This window comes from Nocardia sp. NPDC051570 (assembly GCF_044454005.1).
Lineage (GTDB): Bacteria > Actinomycetota > Actinomycetes > Mycobacteriales > Mycobacteriaceae > Nocardia.
In genome coordinates this window covers 157,207-171,295 of sequence record NZ_JBITDI010000015.1, presented here as the reverse complement: position 1 = coordinate 171,295, position 14,089 = coordinate 157,207, and the positions used below count along the sequence as shown (strand labels likewise).

At 68.1% G+C, this 14,089-nt stretch carries 11 protein-coding genes; 8 read left to right on the top strand and 3 right to left on the bottom strand.

Annotated elements, in window-relative coordinates; all coding sequences use genetic code 11:
• Positions 1–21: 21 nt before the first annotated feature.
• A complete protein-coding gene (locus tag ACIA76_RS32160; protein ID WP_397157085.1) occupies positions 22–1,125 on the top strand; it encodes an ABC transporter substrate-binding protein in 1,104 nt (367 codons plus the stop codon).
• Between the two features lies 1 nt (position 1,126).
• Here the strand turns inward: ACIA76_RS32160 and ACIA76_RS32155 are convergent, their stop codons facing one another.
• Entirely contained in the window at positions 1,127–2,110 is a 984-nt protein-coding gene (locus ACIA76_RS32155; RefSeq protein ID WP_397157087.1) for an XdhC family protein, read from the bottom strand.
• Between the two features lie 14 nt (positions 2,111–2,124).
• Entirely contained in the window at positions 2,125–2,736 is a 612-nt protein-coding gene (locus ACIA76_RS32150; protein ID WP_397157089.1) for an NTP transferase domain-containing protein, read from the bottom strand.
• A gap of 78 nt (positions 2,737–2,814) precedes the next feature.
• On the opposite strand from ACIA76_RS32150, the gene uraD reads away from it, so the two are divergent.
• The 4 genes from uraD (at position 2,815) to ACIA76_RS32130 (ending at position 7,512) form a co-directional block, all read left to right on the top strand.
• Positions 2,815–3,327, top strand: a complete 513-nt coding sequence (gene uraD, locus ACIA76_RS32145) for a 2-oxo-4-hydroxy-4-carboxy-5-ureidoimidazoline decarboxylase (RefSeq protein ID WP_397157091.1) — start codon at positions 2,815–2,817, stop codon at positions 3,325–3,327.
• On the top strand, positions 3,324–3,644 hold the full coding sequence (gene uraH / locus ACIA76_RS32140; RefSeq protein ID WP_397157093.1) for a hydroxyisourate hydrolase: 321 nt from the start codon (positions 3,324–3,326) through the stop codon (positions 3,642–3,644). The genes uraD and uraH overlap by 4 nt, the downstream gene beginning before the upstream one ends.
• A 296-nt stretch (positions 3,645–3,940) precedes the next feature.
• Positions 3,941–4,762 carry an FAD binding domain-containing protein gene (locus ACIA76_RS32135; protein WP_397157095.1) on the top strand — a complete coding sequence of 274 codons (822 nt, stop codon included), beginning with the start codon at positions 3,941–3,943 and terminating at the stop codon, positions 4,760–4,762.
• On the top strand, positions 4,759–7,512 hold the full coding sequence (locus tag ACIA76_RS32130) for a molybdopterin-dependent oxidoreductase (protein ID WP_397157097.1): 2,754 nt from the start codon (positions 4,759–4,761) through the stop codon (positions 7,510–7,512). Before ACIA76_RS32135 ends, ACIA76_RS32130 begins: the two co-directional genes overlap by 4 nt.
• Here ACIA76_RS32130 and ACIA76_RS32125 read toward each other — a convergent pair.
• Positions 7,446–8,585, bottom strand: coding sequence for a lipase family protein (locus ACIA76_RS32125; RefSeq protein WP_397157099.1), 1,140 nt, complete (start codon positions 8,583–8,585; stop codon positions 7,446–7,448). The two genes, ACIA76_RS32130 and ACIA76_RS32125, sit on opposite strands and share 67 nt — an antisense overlap.
• Before the next feature lie 475 nt (positions 8,586–9,060).
• Here ACIA76_RS32125 and aceA point away from each other — a divergent pair, with 475 nt between their 5' ends.
• The 3 genes from aceA (at position 9,061) to metE (ending at position 14,047) form a co-directional block, all read left to right on the top strand.
• Complete coding sequence (gene aceA, locus ACIA76_RS32120; RefSeq protein ID WP_397157101.1) at positions 9,061–10,350, top strand: isocitrate lyase; 1,290 nt, start codon at positions 9,061–9,063, stop codon at positions 10,348–10,350.
• Between the two features lie 350 nt (positions 10,351–10,700).
• Positions 10,701–11,570 (top strand): 3-hydroxybutyryl-CoA dehydrogenase, encoded by an 870-nt coding sequence (locus ACIA76_RS32115; protein WP_397157103.1) that lies wholly within the window; start codon positions 10,701–10,703, stop codon positions 11,568–11,570.
• A gap of 149 nt (positions 11,571–11,719) precedes the next feature.
• Complete coding sequence (gene metE / locus ACIA76_RS32110) at positions 11,720–14,047, top strand: 5-methyltetrahydropteroyltriglutamate--homocysteine S-methyltransferase (protein ID WP_397157105.1); 2,328 nt, start codon at positions 11,720–11,722, stop codon at positions 14,045–14,047.
• The last annotated feature ends 42 nt before the right edge of the window (positions 14,048–14,089 follow it).

The window sequence follows — 14,089 nt, the reverse complement described above, 5'->3', positions numbered from 1 at the left end:
GACACGTCTTAGATTTCCCGCATGACACGCGTGACAGGCCATTCGCCGGCCCAGAAGCCTCCATCCCTGGACCGTCGGTCCTTCCTGCGCTTCTCGGCGCTGTCCGGGCTCGCGCTCGGCGGCGCCGGGCTGCTCGCGGCCTGCGGTAAGGAATCCTCGTCGGGTAATGCCAACGGCTCCACGGCCGACGGTTCCAAGTACGGCACGGTCGCCATCCAGCTGTCGTGGCTCAAGAACATCGAATTCGCGGGCGAATACTTCGCCGATGACAAGGGCTACTACCGCGACGCCGGATTCGGACATGTCAATCTCGTCGCGGGCGGCGCGGCCAGCACCTCCGTCGAGGCCGGGCTCGACACCGGCAAGATCTGGCTGGGCATGTCGGCGCCGCAGACCACCGCGCCCGCGGTGCAGGGCGGACTGCCGGCCAAGATCATCGGCACGACCTATCAGAAGAATCCGTTCTGCATCGTCAGTTCAGCCGCCAAGCCGATCATGTCGCCGGTCGAGATGAAACATCGCAAGATCGGGGTGCAGGATTCCAATCAGCTGATCTTCGAGGCGCTGCTGTCGGCGAACGGCCTGTCGCCCAGCGATGTTCAGATCGTGCCCGCCCAATTCGATCCCACGCCGCTGGCCAACGGTGAGGTCGACGGGTGGGTGAGCTATGTGACCAATGAGCCGATCACGTTGGCGGCCAAGGGTTTTCCGACATCGCATTTCCTGTTCGCCGATTACGGTCTGCCGCTCACCGCCGAAACGCTGACCGTGCGCCAGCAGACGATCGATAAGGAGCGCGACAAGCTGAAGGCCTTCCTGGCCGCGGAGATCAAGGGCTGGAAGGAGGCCGTGGCGAATCCGGCCGAGGGCGCCCGCCTCGCCGTCGAGGTCTACGGCAAGGATCAGCGTCTGGATCTCGGCGAACAGACCCAGGAGGCCAAGGCCCAGAACGATCTGATCGTCTCCGACGACACTCGGGCCAACGGCCTGTTCACCATGACCGACAAGCTCATCGCCGCCAATATCGAGGCGCTGGCCAAGGCCAAGATCACCATCAAGGCGGAGGAGCTGTTCGATATGTCGGTCCTGCACGAACTGTTCGCCGAGCATCCGGACCTGAAGTAGGTCAGGACACCCTGACCGCCGCGCGGGCGACCGACCGCGCGGCGAGGATCTCGGCGGCGACCGCGATGGCGGTCTCCACCGGCGTGCGGGCCCCGATATCGAGTCCGGCCGGGGCATGCAGCCGGGCGAGTGTGGCCGCGTCGAAGCCGCCCGCCCGCAGCGCCTCCACCCGATTGGCATGGGCGCCACGGGAACCCAGCGCCCCGAGATAGCCGAACTCCGGCAGTCGCAGCGCGACCGTGAGCAGCGGGATTTCGAACCTCGGATCCTGGGAGACCGCGACCATCGCCGTGCGGGAGGTGATCTCACCGGCGGCGGCCTGGGTGTTGAGGTAGCGATGCGGCCAATCCACCACCACCTCCGCGCCGGGGAAGGATGCGGTCGCGGCGAAGGTCTCGCGGGGATCGCAGACGGTGACGCGGTAGCCGAGCAGTCGCCCCTGCAGCGCCAGCGCGGCCGCGAAGGGATTGGCGCCGAAGATGATCAGCCGCGGCGGCGCGGTGAAGGAGGAGACGAACACATCCGACTCCGGCAGCGACACCATTTCGGTGTTGTGGCGGCGATCGGTCACCAGATGCTGGCCGATCACTTCGGGATCGGTATGCCACACCACGGTGAACACGGTGACCGGCTTGTAGATGGCCATATCCGCCGCGACGGCCGGGAATTCGGGAAAGTGCCGGCGCGAGAACGGTTCCACGAAGACGTCGATGGTGGCGCAGTCGGCGCCCACGTCCAATCCGGTCTTGGCATCGAATCGGCGCAGCTCGCGTCGCCCGGTGCGGGCGGCCTCGACCGCGGCCTCGAAGACCGCCGCCTCATAACATCCGTCGGAGACCGAGCCGAAGACGACGCCGTCGGAATCCACCAGCATCGTCGAACCGACCGGCAGCGGGGTGGGACCGAATGTGCGGACCAAGGTGGCCAGGCCACCCGTTCGGCCGCCGTGCCACACTCGCAATAGGTCATCGACGATGTCACGCATCACATAGCTCCAGGTCAGCGTGCGAGCCCGGATGGGTAGTCGTGATCACGACCCGTCGCCAAATCGTCGCACGTGACGGCCACGATATCGGTTCTCCCGTCCAGAAAGGTACGTGCGCCGGAATTTCCTTGCGCGGAATTGATCACTGCCGCCCAGTGGCGGTGAGCGAGTACAACGGGATGACCCGGGCGGTCGTGGAATACCGCCCGCGCCAGGCCGCTGGCCGCGGCCCGGGCGGCGGCCAGCACCCGGGCGACGACGTCGGCACCCACATCCGGGGTATCGACCGGCATGATGGCCGCGTAGTTCACGGTTTCCTCGACCGCGGCCAGGCCCGTGCGCAGCGATGCGGCCAGCCCCACGGCCCAGTCCGCCGCCCATACCGGGCGCACACCGTCGGGGATCGCGATGGCCGGGGCCTCGCTGACCAGCCATTGTCCGTCCGGGCCACGGCGGGCCGGACCGGTCGCGCCCAATACCACGTACAGCGGATCGCAGCCGCCCGCCCGCAGGGCCGCCACGGCCGTCCGCAGCCAGGCGCCGTCCTGCGCCAGCACCTTCGGGCGGCCGTAGCGGGTGCCCGCGCCGGCGGCGAGCAGCACCCCCGCGCAGCGTCCGTTGTCCATGGCCGCGAGGGTAACCGCGCGCGGTGATATTCGCCGTCCGAGTGGCAGGGCGCAAGGCCGTCGCCGATGCTGGAGGCGATGACGAACGACGAGATCGATCTGCGCGCCTTCGCCGCGTTGCCCGAGGCCGAGGCCGTCGACCTGCTGCTGACCTGCTGCTCGTCGCCCGTATGGGCGCAGGCCGTGGCCGAGCGTCGCCCCTTCGCGACCCGCGCCGCCCTCCTGGAAGCCGCCGACGAGGCCCTGGCCGGGATCTCGGAGGAGGAATTGGATCGTGCCCTGACCGGACATCCGCGCATCGGCGCGACCACCGGCAATCCGTCCTCGGCCCGCGAGCAGGCGGGCGTGGCCGACGCCACCGACGATATCCGCGCCGCGCTGGCCGCCTGGAACCGCGAATACGAGGCCCGATTCGGCCACGTCTATCTGGTCTGCGCCACCGGCCGCTCCGCCTCGGAACTCCTCGACATCCTGATGTCTCGCCTGCACAACGATCACCGCACCGAGCGCGGTATCGTGCGCGAGGAGCTGACCAAGATCAATCGGATCCGGCTGCGCCGTCTGGTGCGCAACCCGGCGGAGGCGTCATGAGCACCCTGAGCACCCATGTCCTGGATGCCGTCCGCGGCGCACCCGCCGCGGATATCGCGGTCACGCTATCCGCCTCGGACGGAACGGAATTGGCCGCCGCCATCACCGACGCCGACGGCCGCATCGCCGCCCTCGGAGCGGAACTGGGCCCGGGCATGTACCGACTGCGCTTCGCCACCGCCCAATACTTCGCCGCCCACCGGACCGAGGCTTTCTATCCCGAGGTCACCATCGCCTTCACCGTCGACGCGGACCGCCACTACCACGTGCCGCTGCTGCTATCGCCGTTCGCTTACTCCACGTACCGGGGTAGTTGATCCCGGCCAAAAGCGTGCCGGGAACTGGGGGAAGGGCGTGTGGGAACTGGGGGAAGGGCGTGCCGGGAACTGGGAAGGGCGTACCGGGAACTGGGGGAAGGGCGTGCCGGGAACTGGGGGAAGGGCGTACCGGGAACTGGGGAGGGCGTGCCGGGGAGCTGGGGTGGGTAACGCAGCGGCAACAAGGCAAGCCTGGGTGCAATCTCCTCGCAACCGGGGGGTCCTACTGTGGGATGGAGGTTGGTGCCGGGTGGTCTGTGGGCTGCGGCAGTATGGTGAGAGTTGGGGTGGTCGGCGTGGATTTGGATACGGTTCGCGAGGTTGTGGTGGCTCGTGAGCGGGCCGATCTGGCGGCGCTGACGGGGGATGCGGCCGTGCTGGCGGGTGGGACGTGGCTGTACTCCGAACCGCAGGAGCGGATCGGGCGGCTGGTGGATATCACGATGCTGGGCTGGCCTGCGCTTACCGTGACCGATGCGGAGCTGGAGATTGCCGCGACCTGCACTCTCGACGAGCTGGATACGGCCGTTCTGCCGCCGGAATGGTCTGCGGCGGAGCTGTTTCCGCAGGCCTGCCGGGCGCTGTTGGCATCACACAAGATTCGCCGGACCGCGACGGTCGGGGGCAATGTCTGCCTGGGGTTGCCGGCGGGCGCGGTGCTCGCCGCACTCACCGCGCTCGATGCCACCCTGTTGATCTGGGGCGAGGGCGGCCGTGATCGTCGAATCCCCGTGGCCCACTTCGTCCTCGGGCCCGGCCGCGTCGAGCTGCGACCCGGTGAGGTAGTCCGCTCGATCCACCTCACCTCCGCGAAGATGCGCTCGCGCACCGCATTTCGCAAGATCGCCCTCGCCCCGCTCGGCCGCTCCGGGTCCGTGGTGATGGGCCGCGCGGATATCGACGGCCGCTGTGCGATCACGGTGAGCGCCGCGACCATGCGCCCGGTCGTCCTCGAATTCGCCGATATGCCGACTCCTGGCGAACTCACCGCAACCATCATGGGCCTGGCGCGCGAGGTCTGGTACGACGATCCGCACGGCACCCCGGCCTGGCGTCGCCACGTCTCCACCGTGCTCGCCGGGGATGTGCTGGCCGACCTGCGCGAGGTGCGGTCGTGAGATTCGAACTCGACGGCCGTTCGATCGAGGCCCGGCCGCGCGCGGGTCAATGCCTGCGCACACTGCTGCGCGAACAGGGCGGATCGGCCGTGAAGAAGGGCTGCGATTCCGGCGACTGCGGGGCCTGCGCGGTCTTGGTCGACGGTGCGGCCGTGCACTCGTGCGTCTTTCCCGCACACCGCGTGGCCGATCGCGCGGTGACCACGGCCGCCGGACTCGGCACTCCCGACGATCCGCATCCGATCCAGCGGAGCTTCGTCGACAAGGGCGGTTTCCAGTGCGGATTCTGCACCGCCGGAATGGTCGTCACCGCGTGTGATCTGGAGCGAATGTGCTCCGGTACGCCACGGCCCGAGCAACTTCCGGACCTACTCAAGGGAAATCTCTGCCGCTGCACCGGATATCGCCCGATCGGCGAGGCCATCCGCGATGCGGAACCCGCCGCCGCCGAGGCCGGCCGTCCGTCGAGCATCGGCGCACCGGCGGGCCTTCGGATCGTCACGGGCACCGAACCCTTCACGATGGATATCCACCCGCCCGCGCCCACCGGCAACCCCGCCGATATTCCGACCTCGGCCCCACTGCATCTCGCGGTGCTGACAAGTCCGCATCCACACGCCCGGATCGTCTCGATCGATACCGCGGCGGCCGAGGCGATTCCGGGCGTGCACGCGGTGCTGACCTACGCCGACAGCCCCGCCACCCCCTTCTCCACCGCACGCCACGAGATGCGCGAGGACGATCCCGACGACACCGTGATCCTCGATCGAGTGGTGCGCTTCGCGGGCCAGCGCGTGGCCGCGGTCGTCGCCGATTCGCTCGATATCGCGCGCGCCGGATGCCGCGCGCTGCGCGTGGCATACGAGCCGTTGCCCGCCGTCTTCGAACCCGAGGCCGCCCTGAGGCCGCACGCACCGAAACTGCATGCCGATAAACCGGATTCGGGCCGCATCGCCGATCGCGCGCGCAATATCGTGGCCGAGGTGCACGGCCGGGCGGGCGATATCCAGGCCGGGCTCGCGGCGGCCGTCGAGGTGGTCCGTGGCGTCTGGCACACCCCGCGCGCTCAGCACGTCCACCTCGAGACGCACGGCAGCATCGGCTGGCTCGACGACAGCGGTCGGCTGGTGATCCGCACCAGCACCCAGGTGCCGTTCCTGGTGCGCGACGAGCTGTGTCACCTGTTCGATCTGCCGCGCGCGCGGGTGCGCGTCTTCGCCGCGCGGGTGGGTGGCGGTTTCGGCGCGAAACAGGAGATGCTGTCGGAAGATCTTGTGGCGCTGGCGGTGCTGCGCGTCGGTCGTCCCGTGCAGTACGAGTTCACCCGCTCCGACGAATTCGTCTCCGCCACCTGCCGCCATCCGATGCGGATCGAGGTGACCGCCGGCGCGGACGCCGAGGGCCGCCTGACCGCCCTGGCCGTCGATGTCCTCGCCGATGCGGGCGCCTACGGAAATCACAGTGGCGGAGTGCTTTTCCACGGCGTGAGCGAATCGATCGCCCTGTATCGCTGCGCGAACAAGCGCGTCGACGGTCGCTCGGTCTACACCAACAACGTCCCGTCGGGCGCATTCCGCGGCTACGGCCTGGGCCAGGTCGGCTTCGGTATCGAATCGGCCCTCGACGAGCTGGCCCGTCGAGTCGGTATGGACCCCTTCGACTTTCGCCGCCGCAATGTCATCGTCCCGGGCGACGCGCTGATCGGCGGACCGTGCGCGGACGATGACGATCTGGCCGTCGCGAGCTACGGCCTGGACCAATGCCTCGACCTCGCACAGCGGTCGCTGCACCGCGGCCGCGCCGAGGTGCGCGAGCAGGCGGGCTGGCGGATCGGCGAGGGTATGGCCGTCGCGATGATCGCCACCATCCCGCCGCGCGGACATCGCACCAGCGCGCACGCGGCCCTGCTGTCCGACGGCACCTACGAGATCCGCGTCGGCACAGCCGAATTCGGCAACGGAACCACCACCGTGCACGCCCAGCTCGCGGCCGAGGCCCTGCATACGGAGGTCTCGCGCATCCGCATCCGGCATGCCGACACCGACCTCACCGACCACGACACCGGCGCGTTCGGCTCCACCGGCATCGTGGTGGCGGGCAAGGCGGTCCATGCCGCGTGCGTCGAACTGCGCGCACTGCTGCTGTCCCGCGCCGCGGAGCTGACCGGTGGCGCCGACCAATTGCCCACACCCGCGGAACTGTTGTCCCGCGGGCCTTTACACGCGCGCGCCGACTACGACGGCAGTCAACGCTCGGTGGCATTCAACGTCCAGGCATTTCGCGTCGCGGTCGATCCCGGCACCGGCCAACTGCGTATCCTGCAGTCGGTGCATGCCGCCGACGCGGGTACCGTCCTCAATGACCGGCAGTGCCGCGGCCAGGTGGAAGGCGGTGTGGCCCAGGCGATCGGCGGTGCGCTGTATGAGGATATGCGCGTCGAGGACGGCATCGTCACCACGAAAACCCTGCGCCACTACCACATTCCGCAATACGCCGATCTGCCCCGCACCGAGGTCCACTTCGCCGACACCGCCGACGATTTCGGCCCGCTGGGCGCCAAGTCGATGAGCGAATCGCCCTACAACCCGGTCGCCCCGGCGCTGGCCAACGCCGTCCGCGATGCCCTCGGCGTCCGGCCGCACGAACTTCCGCTCACGGCCGACCGCCTCTGGGAACTGCTGCGCTATGCGAACAGATTCCGCACGAACGGCACCGAATCCACCAGCGAGGCGTTCACCGCCCCGCTGTGATCGGTCGGATAGGTCTTGAAGGTGAGCGGCTGCCCATTGCCCGCCAGCACCGCCGCGAAACGCAGCGTCTCGGGCGTGATCACATCGGTGTCGCGCAGGCCCTGACCCATGAACAATGGCTTGTCGTAACCCGATTCGGGCAGACCGAGATAGCGCTCGAGTATTCCGTGCAGATCCGGAATCTGTGTCAATGGCTTGGCGAACAGATTGCCGACCACCACATTTCGCGTGGCCACGTCTTCGGCGAGTGGCACCACGCATTCGTGCTGTGCCCGCGCCACCCATTCGCGGCCCGCATCGGTCAGATACGAGTCGATATTCAACTCGGGGTAGGTGGTGCGCAGGCCGTTGAGAATGAACAACACATAGGCGGTGCTGTCCGCGCCGAGTTTCACCGGCGGCATCCCGGGTCCGAGCGGAACCAGAATGTCCTCGATATAGGCGGGGACACCGGTGGCCACCGCGCCCCGGTAATCCAGTTCCGGCCCACCGAATTCGGTCGCGTAGCGGGCCGTGGTCACCGCGGCGCCGCCGCCCTGTGACTGCCCGACCACCACCCATTTCTTGGACAGCGAGCCGTACCGATCGCTCGCGGCGCGCACGGCGTCGACGACGTTGTGCGCCTCGACCACGCCGTTCAGATAGGGATGTTCGCCGGGCGTGCCGAGGCCCGCGTAATCGGCGGCGACGATCGCATAGCCCTGTTTCAACCAGGCGCCGAGATAGGCCCAGTCGCGCGCCACCTCCGCGGGCCCGCCCACGCTGTAGGCGCAGTCGTCGCCGAGTCCGACGGTGCCGTGCGCCCACGCGATGATCGGCCAGCCGCCCGCCGGCGGCGCACCGGGCGGGAAGTACACCGCGGCGCTGCCCAGCGTCGGCTGATCGCCGACGGTCGTGGTCGAGTACAGCAGCCGTTCGGAATCCACCGAACCCGGCAGCGTCGCGGCCGCCGACAGCGGTTCGACCGATTGCACCACGCCCGTCGCGGGCGCGGCCTGCGCGATCGGCAGACCCGCCAGGCCGGTGGCCGACGTGAGCGTGAGTGTGGCGGCGATCCACAGCTTCCGGAGCATTCTGATCCTTCCGAGACCTCGATCTTCGGTATCTCGCCCAGTCTTACAGCCGCACGCATGCCCCGGCCGCTCGTGGGTATCTCGAAGACCTGAAAGTGGTCCGGCCCACACCGAGGGCACTGCCCTCGCTTGTGAAGGTCGTCACAAGTGGAAATGGATGGCCGGGATGGTCCTGGGTGGTAACGATCATGCAAACAGTACGTGCGTTACGTTAAACTGCAGGTCAGACCTACTCGCGAGTATCTTCGAATCGCGCAATCAACGCGCTAATTTCGCAGAATTAGCAAAGCGCTCGGCAAAGCTAGCGGAGATTCGCAGTTGCAACAGGTAGACGGCACTTTTGGTCTGTGCAATCGTGTGGAAGTACACCCGAGGGCCCTAGCAAGCCTGCAAATTGCCGCTCCAGCAGAGTTCGGACATTCCGCCGAGTATCCGGACATGGGGCACCGACTAGACCGAAGAAGTGGAGTCAGAGATGTCGAAGACCGGCACCCCGAGGACCGCTGCGGAAATCCAGCAGGATTGGGACACCAACCCCCGTTGGAAGGGCGTTACCCGTAACTACACCGCCGAGCAGGTGTCGAAGCTGCAGGGCACCGTCGTCGAAGAGGCCACTCTCGCCCGTCGTGGTTCGGAGATCCTCTGGGATCTCGTGAACAACGAGGACTACATCAACTCCCTGGGCGCCCTCACCGGCAACCAGGCGGTCCAGCAGGTGCGCGCCGGCCTGAAGGCCATCTACCTGTCGGGTTGGCAGGTCGCCGGTGACGCGAACCTGTCCGGCCACACCTACCCGGACCAGTCGCTGTACCCGGCCAACTCGGTTCCGTCCGTGGTCCGCCGGATCAACAACGCGCTGCTGCGCGCCGACGAGATCGCCAAGGTCGAGGGCGACACCTCGGTCGCGAACTGGCTGGCCCCGATCGTCGCCGATGCCGAGGCCGGCTTCGGTGGCGCGCTGAACGCCTACGAGCTGCAGAAGGCCATGATCGTGGCCGGCGCCGCGGGCGTGCACTGGGAGGACCAGCTGGCCTCGGAGAAGAAGTGCGGCCACCTCGGTGGCAAGGTGCTGATCCCCACCCAGCAGCACATCCGCACCCTGACCTCCGCGCGCCTGGCCTCCGATGTCGCCGACGTGCCGTCGGTGATCATCGCCCGCACCGACGCCGAGGCCGCCACGCTGATCACCTCGGACGTGGACGAGCGTGACCGCGAGTTCCTGGACGGCACCCGCACCGCCGAGGGCTTCTTCGGTGTGAAGAACGGCATCGAGCCCTGCATCGCGCGTGCCAAGGCCTACGCGCCCTACTCCGACCTAATCTGGATGGAGACCGGCGTGCCGGATCTCGAGGTCGCGCGCAAGTTCGCCGAGTCCGTCCGTGGCGAGTTCCCGGACCAGCTGCTGGCCTACAACTGCTCGCCGTCCTTCAACTGGAAGGCGCACCTGGACGACGCGACCATCGCGAAGTTCCAGCGTGAACTCGGCGCGATGGGCTTCAAGTTCCAGTTCATCACCCTCGCCGGCTTCCACTCGCTCAACTACGGCATGTTCGACCTGGCCTACGGCTACGCCCGCGAGGGTATGACCGCCTTCGTCGACCTGCAGGAGCGCGAGTTCAAGGCCGCCGCCGAGCGTGGCTTCACCGCCATCAAGCACCAGCGTGAGGTCGGCGCCGGCTACTTCGACACCATCGCCACCACGGTCGACCCGAACACCTCGACCGCGGCGCTGAAGGGTTCCACCGAAGAGGGCCAGTTCCACTGAGGTTTTGGCGCCGCCTTCGGCGGCGCGGGTTTGCGGCCTCGTGACCCCGCCGTTCGGCACCCGGCGCTCGCGACTTCGTCGCATCGCGCCGGGCGCCGAATGGCGGGGCGGCCGCAAACCATCCCTGTGAGCCGAGGGCGTTGGTCGGGACCCAGTCCGCATCACCTGGGTCCCGATCTTCCTCCCGGGTCGCGAAAGCCCCTCTCGGACAAGCCAATAGCCGCCCTCTCCAGGGCGGACCTCGGCCCTTCCCGCTGAACAGCCCCGGCGGGAAGGGCATCCCTATAACGTTTCCCGTCGTAGGCGCGGGGAACACCCAGCCACCGACAGCCAGACACCAGGAGCGGGACGTGAGCAGCGAAAAGATTCAACGCGTCGGCATCATCGGCGCCGGACAGATGGGCGCCGGAATCGCGGAGGTGTGCGCGCGGGCGCATGTCGACGTGCTCGTGTTCGAACCCACCCGGGAGCTGGCCGCCGCCGGGCGCGCCCGCGTCCTGCGGTCGCTGGATCGTGGCGTCTCCTCCGGCAAGATCACCGAGCGCGAGCGGGAGCAGACGGCCTGGCGGCTGCGCTTCACCTCCGATCTCGGCGACTTCGCCGACCGCCAGCTGGTGGTCGAGGCCGTCGTGGAGAGCGAAGAGGTCAAGACCGCGATCTTCGCCGAGCTCGACAAGGTCGTGACCGATCCCGACGCCGTGCTGGCCTCCAACACCTCCTCGATTCCGATCATGAAGGTCGCGGTCTCCACCACCCAGCCCGAGCGGGTCGTGGGCATGCACTTCTTCAACCCGGTGCCGGTGCTGCCGCTGGTCGAGCTGGTGACCACGCTCAAGACCAGCGAGGCCGTCTCCAAGCGTGCCGAGGCCTTCGCCTCCGATGTGCTGGGCAAGCAGGTTGTGCGCTCGGCCGACCGCTCCGGCTTCGTCGTGAACGCGCTGCTGGTGCCGTACCTGCTGTCGGCCATCCGGATGGTCGAATCCGGTTTCGCCACAAAGGAAGACGTCGACAAGGCCATGGTGCTGGGCTGCGCCCACCCGATGGGCCCGCTGGCGCTGTCCGACCTGGTCGGCCTCGATACCGTCAAGTCCATCGCCGACTCCATGTACTCGGAGTTCAAGGAGCCGCTCTACTCGGCCCCGCCGCTGCTCATGCGCATGGTCGAGGCCGGGCTGCTGGGCAAGAAGACCGGCGCGGGCTTCTACCAGTACAACCGCTGAGGTGAGGTCCCGTACTCGTGGCCAGGGGGCCGCGAGTACCGGAACAAGGAGAACAGCGCGCCGTGAACCATGGCCGCGCTCACAGCACCGGGCATAAGCTGCGGAGAGGGTCGGGCTGATCCCCGCAGCTCGGAAGGAGTGTCCCGCTCATGGTCAACGTCGCTGACGGCTTCGGATCGAGCATCCTCGGATATCCGCGGATCGGACCGCACCGGGAACTCAAGCGCGCACTCGACGCGTACTGGCACGGCGGCATCTCCCGCGAGGAGCTGCTGCGCGTCGGCCGGGAGATCCAGGACGATCAGTTCGCCGAGCTGCATGCCGCGGGCCTGACCCAGGTCCCGGGCAACACCTTCTCCTTCTACGATCACATTCTCGACAACGCGCTGCTGTTCGGCGCGGTCCCCAACCGGTTCGAGCCGTATCGAGAAGGCTTGCACCCCTTGGATTTCTACTTCCTGATGGCGCGTGGTCGCCCGGACCTGCCGCCGCTGGAGCTGGTGCGCCTGTTCGGCACGAACTACCACTACCGCCAGCCGGAGCTGGACGCCGGCACCGAATTCTCCCTGCATCCCGAGGCCCTGCTCGACGAGTTCGACCGGGCCAAGGACAAGGGCATCGAGCTGCGCCCGGTCGTGCTGGGCCCGCTGTCGCTGCTGTTGCTGTCCAAGGCCGGGCAGACCCCGGGCGAGGACGATTTCGACCGACTGTCGTTGCTGGACAAGCTACTTCCGGTGTACGAGCAGCTGTTCGAGATCCTCGCCAAGCGCGGATCGACATGCGTGCAGTTGGACGAGCCCTGCTTCACCAGCGACCGCACCCCCGCCGAGCTGGCCGCGTTCGAGCGTGCCTACCAACGGCTTTCGACCGCGCCGCTGCGCCCGCGCATCCTGGTCACCGGTCAGTACGGCGACTTCGGCGAGGCCGTGCGGATTCTCGCGCAGACCGCCGTGGAGGCGATCGGGCTGGATCTGGCCAGCTACCGGGTGCGCCCGGAGGAGCTGGCCGAGATTCCGGGCATCAAGCGTAAGCGCCTGTACGCGGGCGTGATCGGCGGCACCAACGTGTGGCGCGCCGACCGCTCCGTCACCCTCACCTACCTCGGCGAGCTGGCGAAGGTGTGCCCGGATCTGGTGGTCGCCACCGGCACCACGCTGCTGCACGTGCCCTACGACCTGCTCGTCGAATACGAGATCGAGGGTCCGGTCGCCGATCGCCTCGCCTTCGCGAAACAGAAGGTGCTCGAGGTGGTTTCGCTGGCCAAGGCCCTGACCGAGGGCCTGGGCGGGTCCGGGGGCGTCGAGGCGGCGAAGTGGCGTAAGCGGCCCAGCGAGGTGCACTTCAAGCAGAAACACGCTGTGCGCCAACGGGTCTACGCCGTCACGGCGGATATGCGCGAGCGCGAGCCGTACGAGGTGCGCCGAGAGGCCCAGCGGCAGAAGCTGAATCTGCCCGCCGTGCCCGCGACCACGCTCGGTTCATTCCCGCAGACCGCCTCGATCCGCCAGGCCCGCTACGACCTCGGCGAGGGCAGGCTGTCCTACGAGGAGTACCGCAAGCGCATCGAGGCCGAGATCGAGTCGACGATCCGGCTGCAGGAGGACATCGGCCTGGATGTGCTCGTGCACGGCGAACACGAGCGCAACGATATGGTGCAGTACTTCGCCGAACTGCTCGACGGCTTCGCCACCACGCATTTCGGCTGGGTGCAGGTGTACGGCTCGCGCTGTGTGCGACCGCCGATCCTCTACGGCGATGTGGCTCGGCCGAAGCCGATGTCGGTCGAGTGGACCACTTACGCGCAGTCGCTCACCACCAAACCGGTGAAAGGCATTGTGACCGGCCCGGTCACGATGGTCGCGCGCTCGTTCGTGCGCCAGGATCAGCCGCTGTACGAGACGGCCGATCAAGTGGCGCTGGCGATTCGGGACGAGCTGACCGATCTGGAGAAGGCTGGCGTGGCCATCATCCAGGTCGACGAGCCCGCCGTGCGTGAGCTGCTGCCGCTGCGCCCGAGCGGCCGCCGCGAATACCTGCGCTGGGCGGTCAACGCGTTCCGCCTGGCCACCTCGGGCGTCAAGCCCGAGACCCAAATCCACACGCATATCGCCTATTCCAGCCGCGCGGAGATCGTGCGGGCCATCGAGGAGCTCGACGCCGACGTCACCGCGATTGTCGCCAGCCGCTCCATCGACTGGGTGCTCAACGCGCTGAAGGAGGATGCCGCCGAGGGCCACGGCCTCTCACACGGCGTGGGTCCCGGTATCTACGAAAGCCGTTCGGCCCGCATCCCCGATATCGACGAACTCGACGCGGCCCTCACCGCCGCCGCCGAGGCCGTCACCCCGGACCGCCTGTGGGCCAACCCCGACGGCGGCCTGAAGACCCGCCACTACTGGCAACTGGAACCATCGCTGCGCAATATGGTCGCCGCGGCCCGCCGTGTCCGCCGCCGCGCCGAACAGCCCGAATCCTGAGCCCCGTTGGGCCGAGCCGGTTGCCCGCTCGGCCCAACGGCT

What these genes read in the sequence shown, in the direction of transcription:
- ACIA76_RS32160 (WP_397157085.1), top strand. Translation starts at nt 22, where the DNA reads ATGACACGCGTGACAGGCCATTCGCCGGCCCAGAAGCCTCCATCCCTG.
- ACIA76_RS32155 (WP_397157087.1), bottom strand. Translation starts at nt 2,110, where the DNA reads ATGCGTGACATCGTCGATGACCTATTGCGAGTGTGGCACGGCGGCCGA.
- ACIA76_RS32150 (WP_397157089.1), bottom strand. Translation starts at nt 2,736, where the DNA reads ATGGACAACGGACGCTGCGCGGGGGTGCTGCTCGCCGCCGGCGCGGGC.
- uraD (WP_397157091.1), top strand. Translation starts at nt 2,815, where the DNA reads ATGACGAACGACGAGATCGATCTGCGCGCCTTCGCCGCGTTGCCCGAG.
- uraH (WP_397157093.1), top strand. Translation starts at nt 3,324, where the DNA reads ATGAGCACCCTGAGCACCCATGTCCTGGATGCCGTCCGCGGCGCACCC.
- ACIA76_RS32125 (WP_397157099.1), bottom strand. Translation starts at nt 8,585, where the DNA reads ATGCTCCGGAAGCTGTGGATCGCCGCCACACTCACGCTCACGTCGGCC.
- aceA (WP_397157101.1), top strand. Translation starts at nt 9,061, where the DNA reads ATGTCGAAGACCGGCACCCCGAGGACCGCTGCGGAAATCCAGCAGGAT.
- metE (WP_397157105.1), top strand. Translation starts at nt 11,720, where the DNA reads ATGGTCAACGTCGCTGACGGCTTCGGATCGAGCATCCTCGGATATCCG.